An 18,088-nucleotide genomic window follows, 5' to 3' on the forward strand; every position below is an offset into this window, starting at 1 on the left:
GGCCCTTTTGTACATGGCACACTGCCTCCACATCCCGCTCCTTTGCTCGTAGATCGGCGCCACCGTGCACACCAAACACACCGAACAGGACGCGTCCCGCCTGCAGGCCGCACTTGCTGCCGCCGACTGGCCCCTTCTCACCCGCTTGTGCCGCCAGGTCCTGCGCAAGAACAGTCGCCACCTCAGCGCGCATCGGCTGCTGGGCTTCTCGCTGAACAAGCAGCGCGAGTTCGACGGCGCCCTCAAGGCTTACAGACAGGCCTATGTGTACTGGCCTGAAGACGCCGAGCTACTCGTCAACTATGCCAACGTGCTCATTGAGCAAGCACGCAATATCGACGCCCTGCCCCTGCTGGAAAAAGTGTGCGAACTGCGCCCCCAGCAAGCCATTGGCTGGATCAAGCTGGCCGAATGCTGCTACCTGCTGACCCAACACGACAAGGGTTTTGACGCCAGCCAGAAGGCCGCTGCCCTGGCCGAGACCCTGCACGACCGCGTTGCCGCACTCATGCAAAGCGCCATCCACCGGCGCGAGCTGGGCCAGGTGCGCGAGGCGGTCAAGGACTGCGAAACAGCCATCGCCCTGCGGCCCAGCGACCCGGGCAACTACACCAACAAGCTGCTCTTTATGCTGGCCGACCCTGCAGTGGACGCCGCCCAGCTGTCGGCAGCGGCACGGCAGTACGGCACCACCTTCGAGCCCCCCCTGCGGTCCGGGTGGCCGAGTTTTGCCGAGCACCGGGGATCGCCCTGGAAGCGCCTGAAGATTGGGTTCCTCTCGCCCGACTTCCGCGTGCATTCGGTCATGTACTTTGTGGAGGGGCTGCTGGCGCAGCTGGACCGGCGGCAGTTTGAAGTGTTTGCGTTCTACCTATTCCCGCGCGACGACCACGTGACCGAGCGGGTGAAGCGCCACGTCGACCACTTCGTGCGCCTGGCGGGCTTCAGCGCCCAGCACCAGGCCGAGGCCATCCGCGCCGAGGACATCGACATCCTTATCGACCTGGCGGGCCATACAGGGCTCAACGGTCTGCTGACCCTGGCCCACAAGGCCGCCCCCGTGCAGGTGTCGTGGCTGGGGTTCCCGGCCACGACCGGGCTCACAGCCGTGGACTACAAGTTCACCGACGAGATCACCGACCCGCCCGGCGCCGAAGCACAGTACACCGAGCAGCTCTACCGCCTGCCCACGCTGTTTGCCTGCTACCGCCCCATGAGCCGCAACCCGCTATGGCGCTACCAGCCGCGCTACCAGGTGCGCCCAACCCCTGCGCTCGCCAACGGCTTCATCACCTTTGGCTCGTGCAACAACCTGGGCAAGCTCACCGACGAGGTGCTGGCCCTGTGGGGCCGCGTGCTCGCCGCCGTACCAGGGTCGCGCCTGCTCATTGAGGGCAAGAACCTGGACAGCCCCGATTTTGCGCAGGCCTACCGAGAGCGCTGCGAGCGCCTGGGCCTGCCCCCGGCACAGGTTGACCTGGTCGGGCTGCATAACGACAACCAGTACCTCACCTACCACCGCATCGACATTGCGCTCGACCCCTTCCCGCTCACGGGGGGCACCACCACCTTCGACGTGTTGTGGATGGGCCTGCCCATCGTGTCGATGGTGGGTGAGAGCTTCAAGAGCCGCATGGGCGTGGGCCTGCTGGCCTACCTGGGCCGCACCGAGTGGCTGGCCGAGACGCCCGAAGACTATGTGCGCATCGCCACGGGCCTGGCGGCCGATGTAGAGGCGCTGAACACCCTGCGGCAAGGGCTGCGCGCTGATGTGGAGGCCTCCGCCCTGATGCGCGAGGACATCTTCAACCACCACTTTGCCGAAGGCCTGCGCGTGATGTGGCTGCAGTGGCTGGCCCGGGCCGAACACCCGGACGATCCCGCCGCCCAGGCCCAGGCGATCCAGGACTGGCTGCCCCAGCTGCCCGAGGCCTGGACGCAGCCACCCGTTCCCGGCGTGGGCCTGAAACCCGGCCAGCGCGTGAGCCTGCACGAGGCCCACCAGCGCCTGCAGGACCTGGTGGACAAGGCCAAGGCCGCCCCGCCGCCCACACCTGCCACCGGCGCAGACACCAGCGCGGGCCCGGCTCTCAAGGACCGCCACTGGATCGCCGTGACCGAGCTGGCCGAAACCGTGCTCAGCGCCGTTCCCAACGACCCGGTGGCCCTGGCCTGCCTGGCCGAGGTAGAACATGCCCACGGCCACACCGAATTTGCCGTGACCTATTTGCGGCATGCCACGCAGGCGATGGGCCTGGGTTCCGGTTACGCAGCCTGAAGCGCTCGGAGCCTGGACACAGGGATTGCCCCGTTCAGGCAAATGCTTCAAATTTCATAGCTACTAGCGCTTATCCCAAAAGCGCTAGCCGGTGTTTTTAATCAGATTTTCATCCCAAGGGGCGCGCCATCACCCCTTGCGGCGCAGAAACCCGTGCGGCGCCACCGTGACCTGCAGGCGCTGCTCCATCTCGGCGTCGATCTCGAACTCCGGGTGGCCGGCCAGCCACTGGTGCACCGCCGTCTTGGGGTTGTTGCCCACGTCCCAGGGACGGTCGGCAAAGAACTTGGGCGGCATGTCTTCCACAAAGGTGTCGAACACCACGCAGTAGCTGCCGGGGGTGACCAGCGGCGCGTAGGCGTTGAGTTCGCCCAGCACATGGTCGTGCGTGTGCATGGAATCCAGGCACACCAGCACACGCTGGTAGCCCTGGGCAAACTCGTGCACCTGCCGCACCACCTCGGGCGCCACTGCCGAGCCTTGGACCATCGCGATGCGGCTGGCCATGGGGTGGGCTTCGATGGCGGCGCGGTTGTGCGCGCGGATGTCGATGTCCACGCCCAGCACCTTGCGGCGCGAGACGCGCGGGTCCATCGTGGTGCCGGCTTCAATCGCATCGCTCATGTCGAGCAGCGCCAGCAGCGAGGCGCTGAGCACCAGCGATCCGCCGTGGGCGATGCCGGTCTCTATGATGAGGTCGGGCCGCACACGCCACACCAGTTCTTGCATGGCCACCATGTCCTGCGGATACTGGATGATGGGCCGGCCCATCCAGTCGAAGTTGTAGACGTACTGCCGCTGCATGGAAGCTTGCAGCCAGTCGCGCGACAAGGTCTGAAACGCCCCATCTTTGGCATACGATTCCAGACGCGCTTGCCGCTCCAGGCGAAATTGTTCTGATGGATGCATGGTCATGCCTTTCATTTGATCAACAGGCCCTGGCCCGTGGGCATTTCCAGCACACGGTAGCCATACTTGGCAAACCAAGGGTCCTCGGCCAGCTTTTGCGCCCGGTACGCGAGCCAGCCATAGTCATCCAGAATCAGTACAGCCCCCGGAACCATGCGTTCAAACAGCACTTCCAGCGCGCCAACCTCAGCCTCCGCATTGTTCATATCGAGGTGCATGAAGGCGATCTTGCGGGGCGCGACCTCGGCCAGCACGTCGGGCACTTTGCCTTGCGTCACGGTCACGTTGCCAAAGCCGGAGAACCGCTCTTTCACCTGCGCATACAACTGCTTGCTGTGCTCCGGCATGGCGTGGTGCGGGAGCGAGGGGTCGTGGTCGAACAGGTCATAAAGGTAATAGTGGCGATCCTGGCGGCTGGCAAAGTCCACCGCATCGCACACAATGCGCGCCGTTGTGCCCTTGTAGCAGGCACACTCCACAAAATCCCCCTCCAGCCGCAGCCCATTGCGCACACCCCACAGCACTGTGGATATGCGCCACAGCACGGCCTTTTCGATTTCCGTACCGGCGTGCGCATTAAACGCGCGCATCAGTGGCTCATCTTCCAGAAAACCCAAATTGCGGTGGTAGGTGAAAAGATTGTCACCCGCGTAGATGCCGTCCTGGCCGCTGATTTGGTTCACCGCTTGCTGAATGCCTTGCAGGAAGGCTGCGGGTTCCGTGGTTCCGAAAAATACCGGGTGCAAATGGTTTGCCATATCCGTTTCCCTTCTCTGTCGTAAAAAATTACCACGCCTCGCCGTCAACCAGGATGCGACGGGGCTTCCAAGCGAATTCATCGCGCAGGCGCGTCACATCGATGGGTGCGAACCCCTGCCACGGCGCAGGCTCTGTGATGGCGAAGGTCGCCGCGTGGGTGCTGGCCAGCCACTCCAGCCACTGCCGATGCGTTATCTGCACGCCGCTGGCCACGTTGTAGACACTCGCGCGGCCCGCCAGCGCAATGCGCGGCAACCCGTCGAGCAGGTCGTCCACGTGCACATAGTCCTTGGCGGACTGCGGATCGGAGCGCAGCACGATGTGGCCCTGCCGCGCCTGGCGCAGCAGGTCGGCCACCAGGTTGCCCGATGCGGAGTCCATACCCGGCCCCACCACGTTTGACAAGCGCGCCACGCGCACCCCGGGGCGCCCGCAGGCATGGCACAGCGATTCACCGGTGAGCTTGGTGAGGTTGTACAGGTACGAGGGGTCGACCGGTCTCACAGACAAGGCTGCGTCTTCTTGGGTACTCGCCGCCCCCATGTAGACGCGGGTGGATGACAGGTAAAGCAGCGAGTCGAACTGCGCGCGCCGCAGCACCTCGGCCAGCAGGCCCACATGGGCGTCCACGGTGTCGAACGGGCGCGTGCGGAAGTCGGCGGTGAGCCCCACGCAATAGATCGCATGGCCCAGCGCGCGGGTGAACACGTCGGCATCGCCGCGCGGTGGCGCCCACACTGTGTGGCCCTGGGCCCGCAGGTGCGCCACCAGGCGGCTGCCGATGTAGCCCGTGGCGCCCAGCACCGTAAACGTCGAAGGGGGCAAGTCCGTCACCGGCGCTCCCCCACGGCCGCCAGCGGTTGGCCCGCATACACGGTGTACGCCAGCAGCTCCCCGCGCACGATGGAGCCTGCGCCCACCACGCAGCCGCGCCGCAGCACGGCGCCGTCGAGCAGCACGCAGTTAGCGCCGATCCACACGTCGTCCTCAATCACGATGCCACCCTTGCTGGGCAGAAAGCCCTGCTCGCGGATCAACCGGCCACGTTCGGCATAGGCATGGTTGACCGGCGCAAAGGTGCAGTTGGCGGCAATCGCCACGTAATTTCCAATGTGGATGCCGTTGCCGGTGTAGAGCACGCAGCCCGCGTTGATGACCACATGTTCGCCCACCACCAGGTCGCCGCTGCCGCCCGCAGGCTTGACCTTGACGAAGCTGTCGATCACCGAATGTGCGCCCACCACGATGCGCGTGCCGCGCACCGAGTCTTCGATGTCGGCCAGGTGCGAAACCTTGGCGGTGGGGTGCAGCTCGATCACCTAGAACACCTCCAGGCGCGGCACGGCCACCACCATCTGCGCGCCCCAGCTGCGCGTGTAGTCGAGTTGCTCGGCCACTTCGCTGCGCAGGTTCCAGGGCAGGATCAGGATGCGCTGCGGCTTGTGGGCGCGCAGGTGCGCCTCGCTCACCACCGGGATGTGGCTGCCGGGCAAGTACTGGCTTTGTTTGGCGGGGTTCTTGTCCACCACATAGGGCAGCAGGTCGGGCCGCACACCCGCAAAGTTGAGCAGGGTGTTGCCCTTGGCGGCCGCGCCGTAGGCGCCCACGGTGATGCCGTCGGCCTGGCATTGGAGCAAAAATATGAGCAGCTCGCGCTTGACCCGTATGGCCTGGGCCTGAAAATCGCTGTAAAAACCTGCGCCCAGCATGCCCGCCGCTGCCTCGTTGGCCAGCAGTTGCTGTACGCGGGCGGCGCCTTCGGCGCTGGCCTGCGGGTGGCCCACGGTATCGGCGCGGGCGGCAAACACGCGCAGGCTGCCGCCATGCGTGGGCAGCTCCTGCACATCGATCACCATCAGGCCGTTGGCCGCAAAGATGCACTGCACCGCCGTGAGCGACAAATACGAGTAGTGCTCGTGGTACGCCGTGTCGAACTGGCACCCCTCCACCATGCGCAGCAGGTGCGGAAACTCGAAGGTGGCCACACCGTGGGGCTTGAGCAGCCGCGTGAAGCCGCCCACAAAGTCGTTGATGTCGGGCACATGCGCCAGCACGTTGTTGGCGGCGATCAGGTCGGCCTGGCGGTCGGCAGCGGCCAGCTCGTCGGCCAGCGCCACGCCAAAGAACCGATCCACCACCGCTATGCCTTTGGCGCGAGCCGCCGCCGCCGTGCTGGCGGTGGGCTCCACGCCGTAGCAGGGGATGCCCGCCGCCTGCACGTACTGCAGCAGGTAGCCATCGTTGGACGCGACCTCGACCACGCGGCTCGCAGCGGTCAGGCCCAGGCGCTCTCGCATCGCCTCGACGTAGGCCTTGGCATGGGCCAGCCAGGACGATGAGAACGAGCTGAAGTACGCGTAGTCGTCGGTGAACAGCGCCTCGCGCCCGGCGTGGTCTTCGGTCTGCACCAGCCAGCAGGTTTCGCAGACCAGCAGGCGCAGGGGGAACCAGGTTTCGGGCGCACGCAGCACGGCCTCGCTCAGGTAGGCGTTGGACGGCGGCGCGCTGCCCAGGTCCAGGAACGGCAGTTGCAGCGGACTGCCGCAGTGTCGGCACTTCACAGGCACACTCCTTCGAATTCTTCGGTCATCCCGGGCTGGCCTGCGTCGCGGGGCGACATTTGCCCCACCGGCAGCGGCCAAGCCACGGCCAGGCGCGGGTCCAGCGGGTTCAGGCCCGCTTCGGCGGCAGGTGCATAGGCGGCTGAATGGCAATACAGCAGCTCGGCATGGTCGGTCAGCGCCTGGAAGCCGTGGGCAAAACCGGGCGGGATCAGCAGCGCGTTGCCGTTGTCTGCGGATAAATGCTCGGCATGCCACTGCAAAAAGGTGGGCGAGCCCTGGCGCAGGTCCACGGCCACATCCCAGACCTCGCCACGCAGGCAGGTCACGAGTTTCATCTCGGCGTGCGGCGGCTTTTGGTAGTGCATGCCGCGCACGGTGCCTGTGAGGGCTGTGTAGCTCTGATTGATCTGGGCGATGGGGGCTGTCCAGCCTGCGCCCGCCAGTTCATCGGCGCAGAACAGGCGCGCAAAAAAGCCGCGCTCGTCCACCAGGGGCTGGCGCACCACACGGAAGAGCCCCGCCAGCGACAGTGGCGCCAGGGCCAGTCGGCTCATGGGCGGGCCTCCCAGGCGTCGATGTCGGCCAGGCACAGCGCGCGAGCGTCGGCGGCGCCATGTTGCTGGCGGTACCAGTTCATGGTGCGGGCCACGGCAGTGTTCAGCGACCAGTGCGGCGCCACGCCCAGCACCTGGCGGGCGTGGGCGGTTTCGAGTGCGAGCCAGCCGGCTTCGTGCGGGCCTTCGCTCTCTTTTTCATAGCTGGTAGCGCTTGATGGATAGGCGGTGGAGGCCAATTCGATGACATCTTTGACCGTGGCTGCCTCGTGCGGCAGCGGGCCAAAGTTGTAGGCACCGGCCAGCGCGGGCGATTCCCACAGGCGCTGGGCCAGGCGCAGGTAGGCGGCCAGCGGCTCCAGCACATGCTGCCAGGGGCGCGTGGCCTGGGGGCGGCGTATGAGCAAGGTTGCGCCCTTTTCCCAGGCGCGCACGGCGTCGGGCAGCAGGCGATCTTGCGCCCAGTCGCCGCCGCCTATCACATTGCCCGCGCGGGCGGTGGCCACAGCAACGCCCTGGGCGGCCAGGAAGGAGTCACGGTAGCTGGCCGTGACCAGCTCGGTGGCGGCCTTGCTCGCGCTGTAGGGGTCGTGCCCGCCCAGGGCATCGTCCTCGCGGTAGGGGTAGGCCCATTCGCGGTTGCGGTAGACCTTGTCGGTGGTGACCACCACGGCCACGCGCGCGCCAGCCAGCCCACGCAAGGCATCGAGCAAGTGCGCCGTGCCCATCACGTTGGTGGAAAAGGTATCCAGCGGCGCTGCATAGCCGGGCCGCACCAGCGCCTGCGCGGCCAGGTGCAGCACCACTTCGGGCCGGGCGGCGCGCACGCGCATGGCCAGGGCCTGGGGGCTGCGGATGTCGCAAAAGTGGCTCTCCATGCCCGGCGCGGCCTGCCCCAGCTGGGCCAGGGTGAACAGGTTGGGCTCGGTGGCGGGCGGCAGCGCCACGCCGGTGACCTGCGCGCCCAGGCGCTGCAGCCACAGGGCCAGCCAAGCGCCTTTGAAGCCGGTGTGGCCGGTGAGCAACACGCGCTTGCCGCGCCAGAAGTCGGGATCAGGGCGCATCGTGCTCACCAGCATTTCCAGGGTGCGCGGCCCGATTGCCACAGGTCTTCGAGCAGGTTCTTCTCGCGCAGCGTGTCCATGGGCTGCCAGAAGCCGGTGTGCTCAAAGGCGCGCAGCTGGCCGCTGGTGGCCAGGCGGGCCATGGGTTCCAGCTCCCAGCTGGTGGCGTCGCTGTCGATGTAGTCAATGACCTCGGGCTGCAGCACAAAAAAACCGCCGTTGATCCACCCGCCATCGCCACGCGGTTTTTCCTCGAACCCAGCCACCGTGTCGCCGTCACGCACCAGGGCGCCGTAGCGGCCCGGCGGCTGCACGGCCGTCACCGTGGCTTGGCGGCCATGGGCGCGGTGAAAGGCGAACTGGGCCGTCATGTCGAGATCGGCCACGCCGTCGCCATAGGTAAAGCAGAAGGGCTCGCCCGCGGGCAGGTATTCCTGCACCCGGCGCAGGCGACCGCCGGTCATGGTGCTTTCACCCGTGTCCACCAGCGTCACGCGCCAGGGCTCGGCATGGCGGTGGTGCACTTCCATGCGGTTGTTGGCCATGTCAAAGGTCACGTCGGACATGTGCAGGAAGTAGTTGGCGAAATATTCCTTGATCACGTAGCCCCGGTAGCCCAGGCAGATGATGAAGTCGTTGACGCCATGCGCGGCATACATCTTCATGATGTGCCAAAGGATGGGCCGCCCACCGATTTCGATCATTGGCTTGGGACGCAGGTGCGACTCTTCCGAGATGCGGGTTCCCAGCCCCCCCGCGAGCAGTACGGCTTTCATGCCCGCAGCATAGTCCAGCCCCTGCGCCGCCAAAAGGCCCTGTCACTGTGGAAATACGGGCCAAATACAGGGATTGGCACCGTGCGCAGATGGAGATGGGTGCAGACAATTGGAATATTGCTATATTTTATATAGCACAAAACCTTTTGCCATCAATCGACAGAGGCATTTTTCACAAAATATGCGCCTCAAGATAACCCTCAAAACTCCGGCAAAAGAGGCAAAGGTGTGGCGATGGCGCCATTTCCCGGAGAAGGCCCGTGTTGATGGCGCTCTTGAGTGCATTCCACACTCTTCAATCCGATACATTTGCAGTAACCTTCGGTAAGCCGCGTTGCCAGCGGCTCGACCCGCCCACCTGTTTAGCCCCCGGCTGCCGCCCAACACGTCTACAGCATGTTCGTCATCATTGGTTACGTTGTCTGCCTAGGCTGCATCTTCGGTGTGTACATCGTGCACGGAGGGAACATCAGCGTGATCCTGAAGGCCCTGCCCTTCGAGATCATCACCATTCTGGGCGGCGCGCTGGGCGCCTTCGTGGTGAACAACCAGCCCAAGGTGATCAAGGCCACCCTGGCGGCCATTCCGATGGCGCTCAAGGGCTCCAAATACACCAAGGCCCGTTACATGGAGCTGATGGCCATGCTCTATGACATCCTGCAAAAAGCCCGCAAGGAAGGGCTGATGGCGATCGAAAAGGATGTGGAAGCGCCCCACGAGTCCGAGATCTTCAAGAAATACCCCACCGTGGGCAGCGACCACCACGTGATCGAGTTCACCACCGACTACCTGCGCATGATGGTGTCGGGCAACCTCAACTCCCATGAGATCGAGGCGCTGATGGACAGCGAGATCGACACCCACCACCAGGAAGCCCACGCCCCCGTGGCCGCGCTGGCCCGCCTGGCCGGTGCCCTGCCTGCCTTCGGGATCGTGGCCGCCGTGCTGGGCGTTGTGAACACCATGGGCTCGGTGGGCCAGCCGCCCTCGGTGCTGGGCGGCATGATCGGCTCGGCGCTGGTAGGCACGTTCCTCGGGATCTTGCTGGCCTACGGTGTGGTCGAGCCCCTGGGTGGCCTGGTCGAGCAAAAGACCGAAGACGCCGCCAAGGAGCTGCAGTGCATCAAGTCCACCCTGCTGGCCAGCATGCAGGGCTACAACCCCGCCACGGCCATCGAGTTTGGCCGCAAGGTGCTTTTCTCCAGCGTCCGCCCCAGCTTCTCCGAGCTGGAGGGGCATGTGAAAGGCAAGAAGTAGCGACGTCCGCGCCGCGAAGCCCCAAACGCCATGGCAGAAAAAAAACTCCAGCCCATCATCATCAAGCGCATCAAGAAAGGCGGCCATGCGGTGCATGGCGGCGCCTGGAAGATCGCCTATGCCGACTTCGTGACGGCGATGATGGCGTTCTTCCTGCTGATGTGGCTGCTGGGCTCCACGGCCAAGGGCGAACTGCAGGGGATCGCCGCGTATTTCGCGTCGCCGCTCAAGGTGGCCATGACCGGCGGCGACGGCGCGGGCAACAGCTCCAGCGTGATCCCGGGCGGGGGCAACGATCTGTCCAAGGTGCACGGGCAGGTGCGACGCTCTGACGTGGATGAGGCCAAGCAGCGCCGCATGAGCATTGACGCCGCCCGCGCCGAGCGCGCCAAACAGGACCAGGACCGCATCAAGGCCCTGGAGGCCAAGATCGATGCGCTCATCACCGAAAACCCGCGCCTGAACGAATACAAGTCGCAGATCCGCATCGACATCACCCCCGACGGCCTGCAGATCCAGATCATCGACGACCAGAACCGCCCCATGTTCGACAGCGGCAGCGCGTTGGTGAAACCCTACATGCGCGACATCCTGCGCGAGATTGGCGCTGCGCTGGGCGGGGTGGAAAACCGCATCAGCCTGGCCGGGCACACCGACGCCGTGCCTTACGGCAACAGCGACCGGGGCTACAGCAACTGGGAGCTGTCGGCCGACCGCGCCAATGCCTCACGCCGCGAGCTTGTGTCGGCTGGCATGCCAGACGCTAAACTGGGACGTGTGGTGGGCTTGGCGGCCAGCGATCTGCTGGAGCCAAACAACCCGCGCGCACCCGCCAACCGGCGCATCACCATCACGGTGCTGACCCGCGAGGCCGAAGAACGACTCATGGGCAAAGGGATTCCCGAAATCACTTCCACAGAACTGCTGAATGAAAAGCGGGAAAATCCCCCCCCAAGCAGGTAACAGTTACGACTTGTCACCAAACCTGCCACCCATGACAATGCCTACAGTAATTCTCGACCGAAAGGGTCCCAAGTGACCACAGCCCTTCGTTTTTTGATCGTTGACGACTTCTCCACCATGCGGCGCATCGTGCGCAATCTGCTCAAGGAAAGCGGCTTTGCCGATGCCGACGAGGCCGAAGATGGCGTGGCCGCTCTGAACAAGCTGCGCAACAGCAAGTTCGACTTCGTGGTGACGGACATCAACATGCCCAACATGAACGGTTTTCAGCTGCTGGCTGAAATCAAGAAGGACGACAAGCTCAAGCACTTGCCCGTCCTCATGGTCACAGCCGAAGCCCGCAAGGAAGACATCGTGGCAGCCGCCCAGGGTGGCGCAGCGGGTTACATCGTCAAACCCTTCACCAAGGCCACGCTGGAAGAAAAAGTGACCTTGATCCTGAAAAAGATGGGGCTATGACACCATGGACGACACACCGGACAACAGCCAGCCGCCTGCCGATGTACACCACAAGATTGGCCAGCTGACGCGCCAGCTGCACGATTCGCTCAACGAACTGGGCTATGCCGACAAACTGCGCGGCTCCATGGGCGAACTGCCCGACGCGCAAAGCCGCCTGTCCTACATCGCGCGGTTGACGGGTGAAGCGGCCGAGAAGGTGCTCAACCGCGTCGAACAGGCCAAAGCCCAGCATGACTACATCGCGGCGGAAACGCGCCGGGTCGTCAACTCGCTGGTGGCCGACCCGGTGGCGGCCGTGGCCAAGGGCGAGATCTTCAACTTCCTGACCGATGTGGAGCGCGTGACCAAGGAAGCCGACACGCACCTCACCGAAATCATGATGGCGCAGGACTTTCACGACCTCACGGGGCAGGTGATCGCCCGCGTGGTCAACCTGGCGGCCACCATTGAAGACCAGCTGGTCCAGCTGTTGATTCAAACGGCCCCACCCAACGCGCAGGTGCCCGCCGAGCCACCTCGCCCTCAGCACCTGCAGGGCCCCGTGGTGGATCCCGAGCACACCCCCGACGTGGTCACCGACCAGTCCCAGGTGGACGACCTGCTGGCCAGCCTCGGGTTCTGAGCCCGTCCAGGGCTTTCTGCGGTCAAAATGGCTGCTAGCGCTTGTCCATCAAGCGTTAGCAGCTATCTTTTTTAGTATTCCATCCCGGCACCACCCACCCTTTGTCGGGTGAGGCCACGCAGGCAAGGCCCCTTCGGCCCGCATGGAAAAGAGGGGGCTGCAGCCCCCTTATCCAGCTTTAGATTTCCGGGCTGCTCACGACAATGGCATGACACCAGCCGTCATGCCACCATGGAATCCAGCCAAGAAAAAAGCCTACCCGCGTCAGAGCGCAAGCTGCAGAAAACGCGCGAAGACGGCCAGGGAGCACGCTCGCGCGATCTCTCTCACCTGGCGATTCTGGGTGCCGGGGCCGCCTGCCTGCTGGTGCTGGCGCCACAGCTGATGGATCACATGCAGCGGGCCATGAGCCAGCAACTGGCTTTTGACGCCGCCACCGTCATGGCGCCAGGCACCATGCTCAAGCGCCTGCAGGACATGGTGGTGGTGGGCCTGGTGGCCAGTGCAGTGTTTGCCATCCTCACCAGCGCCGCCGCCCTGATCAGCGCCATTGGTGCTGGCGGCTGGATCCTGAGCCTCAAGCCAATCACGCCGCAGTTCAACCGGCTCAACCCGATCTCGGGCCTGGCCAACCTGTTCTCGAAGCAGCAGATGGCCAACGTGGCCAAGATGGTGCTGATGACCGCGATCCTGAGCTATGTGGCCTGGAAGTTCATGGGCAACAGCATCGACACCGTGGCCATGCTGGTGCTGCAGCCCTCCCCCATGGCCATCCGCCAGCTGGCTGACTGGCTGACTTCGGGCATGAGCCTGCTGCTGCTGGTCGTGTTCCTGGCCGCGCTGGTGGACGTGCCGCTGCAGGCCTACTTCTTCAAGTCGCGCCTGAAGATGTCGCACGAGGAAGTCAAGCAGGAGCACAAGGAATCCGACGGCAACCCCCACACCAAGGGCCGCATCCGCCAGAAGCAGCGCGAGATTGCCGACCGCGCCAGCGTGGGCGCAGTTCCCAAGGCCGATTTCGTGGTGATGAACCCCACCCACTACGCGGTGGCACTCAAGTACGACGAAAAGACCATGAGTGCCCCCCAAGTGATATCGCGCGGCACCGACCTCATCGCGCTCAAGATCCGCGACGTGGCCAAGGCGCACGACGTGCCCGTGCTGCAGTCGCCCATGCTGGCCCGGGCGCTGTATGCGCATGCCGAACTGGACCAGGCCATTCCCGCCACGCTCTACACCGCCGTGGCCCAGGTGCTGGCCTATGTCTACCGCCTCAAGGCCGCCCTGCGTGGCGAAGGCCGCATGCCCGACAGCTTGGTGGAGCCCTTCGTTCCGCCTGAACTTGATCCGCTGAACCGCACTCCCGTGCAAAGCGCCGCCGTATGAACACCTCCGTAACGTCTCTTCGACAATGGGCGGGCACCAATGCAGGCGCCCTGCAAGGCCTGTCGGCACCACTGCTGGTGGTGGCGATCCTGGCGCTCATGGTGTTGCCCATCCCGCCCTGGCTGCTGGATGCGTTTTTCACGCTCAACATCGCCGTCGCCCTGATGGTGATGATGGTGGCGGCCTACATGCTGCGGCCACTCGATTTCGCAGCCTTTCCCTCGGTGCTGCTGCTGACCACCCTGATGCGCCTGTCGCTGAACGTGGCCTCCACGCGCGTGGTGCTGCTCGAAGGCCACACCGGCCCGGGCGCCGCCGGTGCGGTGATCGAGGCCTTCGGCCACTTCCTGATCGGCGGCAACTTTGCCGTCGGCCTGATCGTGTTCGCCATCCTGGTGGTGATCAATTTTGTGGTGATCACCAAGGGCGCCGAGCGCATTGCCGAGGTGTCGGCGCGCTTTACGCTGGACGCCATGCCCGGCAAACAGATGGCCGTGGACGCCGACCTGAACGCGGGCCTGATCGACGAAAAAGAAGCCAAGCGCCGCCGCGCCGAAGTGGCGGAAGAAGCCAACTTCTTCGGATCCATGGACGGTGCCTCCAAGTTCGTGCGCGGCGATGCGGTCGCTGGCATCCTGATTCTCTTTATCAACATCATCGGTGGCTTTGCCATCGGGGTTTTGCAGCACGACCTCTCGGCCAAGCAGGCGGCTGATAGCTACATCCTGCTGGCCATTGGTGATGCGCTGGTGGCGCAGATTCCCGGCCTGCTGATCTCGGTGGCTGCGGCCATGGTGATCTCGCGCGTGGGCAAGGACCACGACATGGGCCGCCAGATCGTGCAGCAGCTCTTCATGTCGCCCCGCGTGCTGGGCGTGACCGCCGGCATCCTGCTGCTGCTGGGCGTGATCCCCGGCATGCCCCACATGGTGTTCCTGACCATGGGCGGCCTCTTGGGCTACGCCGCCTGGGTGCTGTACGAACGCCAGAAAGTTCCGCCCGAAGTCGAAGCACCGCCCGCCCCGGTCAGCGATGGCGAAGCCACCTGGGACGACCTGCAACCCATAGACCTGCTGGGCCTGGAGCTGGGCTACCGCCTGATCAGCCTGGTGGACAAGAGCCGCCAGGGCGACCTGCTCACCCGCATCAAGGGCGTGCGCCGCAAGTTTGCGCAAGAAGTGGGCTTCTTGCCGCCCGCCGTGCATGTGCGCGACAACCTCGAACTCAAGCCCAGCGGCTACCGCATCACGCTGCGTGGCGTGGTGGTGGGCGAAGGCGAGGCCTTCCCCGGCATGTTCCTGGCCATCAACCCTGGCGGTATCACCACGCCCCTGATCGGCACCCCCACCACCGACCCCGCTTTTGGCCTGCCAGCCCACTGGATCGACGAACGGCAGAAGGAAGCCGCACAAATGGCGGGTTTTACCGTCGTTGATTCCGAAACCGTGATGGCCACCCATTTGTCACACTTGATGCAAGTGCAAGCCGCCAAGCTTCTGAGTCGCACAGAAACCCAGCAACTGGTGGAGCACGTGGCCAAGCTGGCCCCCAAGCTCATCGAAGAAGTGGTCCCCAAAATGGTCTCCATCGCAACGTTCCAGAAGGTCCTCCAGCTGCTGCTGGAAGAGTCTGTGCACATCCGCGATATCCGGACCATCATCGAAACGCTGGCCGAGCACGCTGGTGGCATCACAGACCCGGTCGAGCTGGCCCGCCGCGTGCGCATTGCGCTGTCGCCCGCCATCGTCCAGCAGATTTACGGCCCCACCCGCGAACTCAACGTGATTGCGATCGAGCCGGGCCTGGAGCGCCTGCTGGTGCAAGCCCTGGGCAACGCAGCAGGACCGGCTCTGGACCCCGGCGTGGCCGACATCCTCACGCAAAAGGCCGCCGAGGTGGCCCTCAAGCAGGAAGAGATGGGCCTGCCCGCCTGCCTGCTGGTTCCCGACCAGATCCGCAACGCCATCTCCCGCTTGGTGCGCCGTGTGGCGCCCCGGCTGCAGGTGCTTGCGCACAGTGAAATCCCAGAGACCCACACCATCCGCATTGGGCCGATCCTTAGAGGTGCATCAGCATGAACATCAAACGCTTTACCGCCCCCACCTCCCGCGAGGCATTGGCCAAGGCGCGCATGGCCTTTGGAGAGGGCACCCTCATCCTGTCCAACCGCCCCACGGCCAACGGCGTCGAGGTTGTGGCCACGGCCGAAGACACGCTGTCGGCCCTGGATGGAAGTGCAGGCGCGTCCAGCAACCCGCCCTTGCTGGCCCCCACACCGGCGCGCAGCGCCCCCCAGCGCGCCAGCCAGACCGCCGCAGCCAGCACCCTGGGCCGCAACGCGGTCGAGGAAGACACCGAGCAGCTGGCGATGAGCACGCTGTCGTTCCAGGACTACGTGCGCGAGCGCATGCTGCGCCGCCGCCACGAGGCGCTCAACGGCCCGGCCGAACCACAAACCTTGTCGGAGCGCAGCCGCGACCAGGAGCCCGAGCGCGAACGCATGCCAGCACCCGCCGTGGTGCGCCACAACCCGCTGCGCAGCATCCCCATGGACATTCCGCCAGAGCCTCCACGCCGCCGGCAGGAAGCCGCCAGCGCCCACCTGGCCCAGTCGAACAACAACCAGCAAAGCGTGATGAATGAACTCCATGCCATGAGGGAGTTGATCGAAGACCGCTTTAACACCATGGCCTGGCTGGGCCAGGCGCGCCAGAACCCGATCCAGTCCAACCTCATGCTCAAGATGATCCGTGCAGGCTACTCCCCATCTTTGGCCCGCGCCGTGCTCGAACGCATGCCGGAAGACCTGTCGGCCGCCGAGTCGGTGCGCTGGCTGATGGATGTGCTGGAGCGCAACCTCAAGACCGACCTGGCCGAGCCTCCGCTGTATGAGCAAGGCGGCATCTTCGCGATGGTGGGCTCCACCGGCGTTGGCAAGACCACGACCACAGCCAAGCTGGCCGCGCTGTGTGCGCGCATCCATGGCCCGGGCAGCGTGGGCCTGATCACCCTGGACACCTACCGCGTGGGCGCGCACGAGCAGCTGCGCAGCTACGGCCGCATGCTGGGCATCGTGGCCCATCTGGCGCACGACCGCGCCGCGCTGCAAGACCTGCTGGGCCTGCTCAGCGGCAAGAAGATGGTGCTGATCGACACCACCGGCGTGGCCCCCCGCGACCCGCGCAAGCGCGACATGCTGGACGTGCTGGACCTGCCCCACGTCAACCGCCTGCTGGTGCTCAACGCAGGCTGCCATGGCGACACGCTCGATGACGTGCTCACCGCATTCAAGACCGAAGGTTCTCAGCAAGCCATCCTGTCCAAGGTGGACGAGGCCGTGAAGCTTGGCCCCGCCATCGACGCACTGATCCGCCACCAGATGGTGCTGCGCGGCGTGACCAACGGCCAGCGTGTGCCGGAAGACTGGGAACGTGCCGATGCACACAAGCTCATCAGCACCTCCATGCGCGCGCCTGCCAAGTCGGCCTTCGACCCCAAGGCGACCGACCTGAATTTCTTCTTCTCGCATTCGCCCGACACCATGAACGAACGGGGGCTGGTAGATGCTTGATATCAGCTTTCACCAGGCGGCCGGCCTGCACAGCTTCACCCCGCAGTCAGAGCTGCGCGTGGTGGCTGTTGCCAGCCAGGACAACGCGGGCACCGGGCTGGAGACGCTCTGGCAGATCTGCGCCAGCCTGCAGCGCCTGGGCTACCCGGTCGTGGTGCTCGACGGCACAGCGCAGGAGACGGACGAGTACCCGGGTTTGCTGCACCTGCTGCAACAAGCGCCGTGGAACGAGGGCGTCAGCCTCAACATGGGGGCCATGGCCTCATCGCTGGCGGTGATTCCCGCAGCCAAAGGCCTGCAGCGCATCGGCCGCGAGGCCAGCCGCAACGAAACGGCACCTCTGCATGCGCTGGTGCCGTATTTCAGAACCTACGGGCTCGTGGTGCTGCACGCACCTGCGGCGACGCTGGGATCGCTGCTGACCCACACCGCCACCATTCCGCTGGTGGTCATGGGCGGAGGTTCCGCTGGCGTGCTGACCACTTACAAAAGCCTCAAGCAGATCGCCGTGGACACGGGCCTGCCCTGCATGGTGGCGGCATTGCTGCGCAGCGCGTCGGTGGCAGAGCGGCGCAAAACCCAGCATGCGTTGCAGACGCTGCAGGACTGTGCCGAACGCCACCTGGGTGGCCCGGTGCGCACCACCACAATTGCCACGCAAAGCCCTCAGGACCTTCAGCGCCTGGCCTTGCAACTGCTGGAGAATGCAGGCACCATCAGCGAATCGCTGACTGCCTTGCCCCCTTGCAACATGACAGAGATGCAGGCGCATTTTGTCCGGAGCCATTGACCAGCGTTCGAGAGCGTGTAATGCACTTGTTTTTACCCCTGCAGCTGCGGGCCGCTTGCGGTGTTCAGGCCCTGGCATTCGCTGGGCCCGGCCAACGCACCCGCCCTTCGGGTTTACGGGAACGTGAAGGTGG

The 18,088-nt window shown here is 65.0% G+C and carries 17 protein-coding genes; 9 read left to right on the top strand and 8 right to left on the bottom strand.

Annotated elements, in window-relative coordinates; translation table 11 throughout:
* Positions 1-64: 64 nt before the first annotated feature.
* Positions 65-2,278 carry an acetylglucosamine transferase gene (locus EXV95_RS13045; RefSeq protein WP_176887152.1) on the top strand — a complete coding sequence of 738 codons (2,214 nt, stop codon included), beginning with the start codon at positions 65-67 and terminating at the stop codon, positions 2,276-2,278.
* A gap of 129 nt (positions 2,279-2,407) precedes the next feature.
* Here the strand turns inward: EXV95_RS13045 and EXV95_RS13050 are convergent, their stop codons facing one another.
* From EXV95_RS13050 to rfbF, 8 genes are read right to left on the bottom strand one after another with little or no spacing between them, the layout of a single operon-like run.
* Complete coding sequence (locus tag EXV95_RS13050; protein ID WP_176887153.1) at positions 2,408-3,187, bottom strand: cephalosporin hydroxylase family protein; 780 nt, start codon at positions 3,185-3,187, stop codon at positions 2,408-2,410.
* Positions 3,188-3,198: 11 nt separating this feature from the next.
* Positions 3,199-3,945 (bottom strand): class I SAM-dependent methyltransferase, encoded by a 747-nt coding sequence (locus EXV95_RS13055; protein ID WP_158603290.1) that lies wholly within the window; start codon positions 3,943-3,945, stop codon positions 3,199-3,201.
* A 28-nt stretch (positions 3,946-3,973) separates the two neighbouring features.
* A complete protein-coding gene (locus tag EXV95_RS13060; protein WP_176887154.1) occupies positions 3,974-4,780 on the bottom strand; it encodes an NAD(P)-dependent oxidoreductase in 807 nt (268 codons plus the stop codon).
* Positions 4,777-5,265, bottom strand: a complete 489-nt coding sequence (locus tag EXV95_RS13065) for a DapH/DapD/GlmU-related protein (RefSeq protein ID WP_176887155.1) — start codon at positions 5,263-5,265, stop codon at positions 4,777-4,779. Before EXV95_RS13065 ends, EXV95_RS13060 begins: the two co-directional genes overlap by 4 nt.
* The gene (locus EXV95_RS13070) at positions 5,266-6,507 is read right to left on the bottom strand and encodes a class I SAM-dependent methyltransferase (protein ID WP_176887157.1); all 1,242 of its coding nucleotides are present in this window, start codon (positions 6,505-6,507) and stop codon (positions 5,266-5,268) included. It lies immediately after the preceding gene.
* Positions 6,504-7,064 (bottom strand): dTDP-4-dehydrorhamnose 3,5-epimerase family protein, encoded by a 561-nt coding sequence (locus EXV95_RS13075; RefSeq protein ID WP_176887159.1) that lies wholly within the window; start codon positions 7,062-7,064, stop codon positions 6,504-6,506. The genes EXV95_RS13070 and EXV95_RS13075 overlap by 4 nt, the downstream gene beginning before the upstream one ends.
* A complete protein-coding gene (rfbG, locus tag EXV95_RS13080; RefSeq protein ID WP_176889036.1) occupies positions 7,061-8,128 on the bottom strand; it encodes a CDP-glucose 4,6-dehydratase in 1,068 nt (355 codons plus the stop codon). Before rfbG ends, EXV95_RS13075 begins: the two co-directional genes overlap by 4 nt.
* Positions 8,129-8,133: 5 nt before the next feature.
* Positions 8,134-8,904: a glucose-1-phosphate cytidylyltransferase gene (gene rfbF / locus EXV95_RS13085; RefSeq protein WP_176887161.1), complete on the bottom strand. Its 771-nt coding sequence runs from the start codon at positions 8,902-8,904 to the stop codon at positions 8,134-8,136.
* 396 nt (positions 8,905-9,300) lie between these two features.
* Here rfbF and motA point away from each other — a divergent pair, with 396 nt between their 5' ends.
* The 8 genes from motA (at position 9,301) to EXV95_RS13125 (ending at position 17,955) form a co-directional block, all read left to right on the top strand.
* Positions 9,301-10,161: a flagellar motor stator protein MotA gene (gene motA / locus EXV95_RS13090; RefSeq protein WP_176887163.1), complete on the top strand. Its 861-nt coding sequence runs from the start codon at positions 9,301-9,303 to the stop codon at positions 10,159-10,161.
* Between the two features lie 30 nt (positions 10,162-10,191).
* Positions 10,192-11,124 (top strand): flagellar motor protein MotB, encoded by a 933-nt coding sequence (gene motB, locus EXV95_RS13095; RefSeq protein WP_176887165.1) that lies wholly within the window; start codon positions 10,192-10,194, stop codon positions 11,122-11,124.
* Positions 11,125-11,196: 72 nt separating this feature from the next.
* Complete coding sequence (gene cheY, locus EXV95_RS13100) at positions 11,197-11,583, top strand: chemotaxis response regulator CheY (RefSeq protein WP_010466076.1); 387 nt, start codon at positions 11,197-11,199, stop codon at positions 11,581-11,583.
* A 4-nt stretch (positions 11,584-11,587) separates the two neighbouring features.
* On the top strand, positions 11,588-12,208 hold the full coding sequence (locus tag EXV95_RS13105) for a protein phosphatase CheZ (RefSeq protein ID WP_176887166.1): 621 nt from the start codon (positions 11,588-11,590) through the stop codon (positions 12,206-12,208).
* A gap of 231 nt (positions 12,209-12,439) precedes the next feature.
* Complete coding sequence (locus EXV95_RS13110) at positions 12,440-13,594, top strand: flagellar biosynthesis protein FlhB (RefSeq protein ID WP_176887168.1); 1,155 nt, start codon at positions 12,440-12,442, stop codon at positions 13,592-13,594.
* Positions 13,591-15,672, top strand: coding sequence for a flagellar biosynthesis protein FlhA (gene flhA / locus EXV95_RS13115; RefSeq protein ID WP_055398301.1), 2,082 nt, complete (start codon positions 13,591-13,593; stop codon positions 15,670-15,672). The genes EXV95_RS13110 and flhA overlap by 4 nt, the downstream gene beginning before the upstream one ends.
* On the top strand, positions 15,669-17,165 hold the full coding sequence (gene flhF, locus EXV95_RS13120) for a flagellar biosynthesis protein FlhF (RefSeq protein WP_121508445.1): 1,497 nt from the start codon (positions 15,669-15,671) through the stop codon (positions 17,163-17,165). Before flhA ends, flhF begins: the two co-directional genes overlap by 4 nt.
* Positions 17,158-17,955: a hypothetical protein gene (locus EXV95_RS13125; RefSeq protein WP_055398303.1), complete on the top strand. Its 798-nt coding sequence runs from the start codon at positions 17,158-17,160 to the stop codon at positions 17,953-17,955. The genes flhF and EXV95_RS13125 overlap by 8 nt, the downstream gene beginning before the upstream one ends.
* The last annotated feature ends 133 nt before the right edge of the window (positions 17,956-18,088 follow it).

Source organism: Acidovorax sp. JMULE5 (assembly GCF_013376875.1).
Lineage (GTDB): Bacteria > Pseudomonadota > Gammaproteobacteria > Burkholderiales > Burkholderiaceae_C > Acidovorax > Acidovorax facilis.

What these genes read in the sequence shown, in the direction of transcription:
- EXV95_RS13125 (WP_055398303.1), top strand. Translation starts at nt 17,158, where the DNA reads ATGCTTGATATCAGCTTTCACCAGGCGGCCGGCCTGCACAGCTTCACC.
- EXV95_RS13105 (WP_176887166.1), top strand. Translation starts at nt 11,588, where the DNA reads ATGGACGACACACCGGACAACAGCCAGCCGCCTGCCGATGTACACCAC.
- rfbG (WP_176889036.1), bottom strand. Translation starts at nt 8,128, where the DNA reads ATGCGCCCTGATCCCGACTTCTGGCGCGGCAAGCGCGTGTTGCTCACC.
- rfbF (WP_176887161.1), bottom strand. Translation starts at nt 8,904, where the DNA reads ATGAAAGCCGTACTGCTCGCGGGGGGGCTGGGAACCCGCATCTCGGAA.
- motB (WP_176887165.1), top strand. Translation starts at nt 10,192, where the DNA reads ATGGCAGAAAAAAAACTCCAGCCCATCATCATCAAGCGCATCAAGAAA.
- flhF (WP_121508445.1), top strand. Translation starts at nt 15,669, where the DNA reads ATGAACATCAAACGCTTTACCGCCCCCACCTCCCGCGAGGCATTGGCC.
- EXV95_RS13055 (WP_158603290.1), bottom strand. Translation starts at nt 3,945, where the DNA reads ATGGCAAACCATTTGCACCCGGTATTTTTCGGAACCACGGAACCCGCA.
- EXV95_RS13075 (WP_176887159.1), bottom strand. Translation starts at nt 7,064, where the DNA reads ATGAGCCGACTGGCCCTGGCGCCACTGTCGCTGGCGGGGCTCTTCCGT.
- EXV95_RS13050 (WP_176887153.1), bottom strand. Translation starts at nt 3,187, where the DNA reads ATGCATCCATCAGAACAATTTCGCCTGGAGCGGCAAGCGCGTCTGGAA.
- motA (WP_176887163.1), top strand. Translation starts at nt 9,301, where the DNA reads ATGTTCGTCATCATTGGTTACGTTGTCTGCCTAGGCTGCATCTTCGGT.
- EXV95_RS13110 (WP_176887168.1), top strand. Translation starts at nt 12,440, where the DNA reads ATGGAATCCAGCCAAGAAAAAAGCCTACCCGCGTCAGAGCGCAAGCTG.
- flhA (WP_055398301.1), top strand. Translation starts at nt 13,591, where the DNA reads ATGAACACCTCCGTAACGTCTCTTCGACAATGGGCGGGCACCAATGCA.